General features: G+C 28.6%; 1 protein-coding gene. It reads left to right on the forward strand.

Going from position 1 to position 880, the window contains the following annotated elements; all coding sequences use genetic code 11:
• Positions 1 to 433 precede the first annotated feature (433 nt).
• Positions 434 to 880 (forward strand): hypothetical protein (locus tag AC6HVZ_RS19600; RefSeq protein WP_497559797.1); only part of this gene is annotated, 447 nt, incomplete at its 3' end.

An 880-nucleotide genomic window follows, 5' to 3' on the forward strand; every position in this document is an offset into this window, starting at 1 on the left:
AGTAAACATACTGGAGGTATTTGAACAAAAGCCCCCCATTTTGGAGGGAATAAAGTGACGCTTTACAGTATTTATATTGTATAATTTCTAACGAAATCCAATCAAGGTTTTAGATGTAACAGTTGATAACATTTAAAACCTTGATTTTAAGGAAAATTCACCACGTCGTTAAAGATATTATACATTCTCGTCTTAGGTACAGTATTCCGGTATGATTTTATAAATTACAAATTAATATTTGAAGGTACTTTTAAACTGTGTTTACAGGTGACTCTATTAATTTAATTTGTATTAATCATCAGTAGTATTTTAAGCAATATGTAACTGCTAAACTAGACTCAACACACGAACGTATTTTTCAATATTAAATCTCGAATAGTATAGTATCTGTCTTTAGTTACAAACAACTAGAAGGTTATGGAGATGTAAGAAGATGAATTGGTTTGTTGAATTTTTTACTAATAATGATAATACTTTAAATATTACTAAGCTCATAGTGACCCAAGTAGTTGTTGTTATTGTGGCGTTTTTTTCCTTATACATAGGGTTAAGAAATGATCGAAGATCTAAGAAGAATACTTTTATAAATACCGTAACAACTAATAGAATAGAATGGATGCAGACATATAAACAATTAATTAATGATTACATTTCTCTAACACAATTAAGTTCCAATGCAGGAATATATCAAAGTTTAGTAGAGAAGAGCAATTATTTTGATAGATTATTAAGGAAGAGGAATGATATAGTTTTCCACTTAAATTTTCAAGGGTATATTGATAAGAAAATAATAGCAAATATAACCATTATTTATAACTTAAGTTTCGCACCCCCAAAAACAGGGTTTACAAGCTATGTTCTTAGCCTATCTTTCCTGCTA

It is taken from the genome of Oceanobacillus sp. NCCP-135, assembly GCF_059698015.1.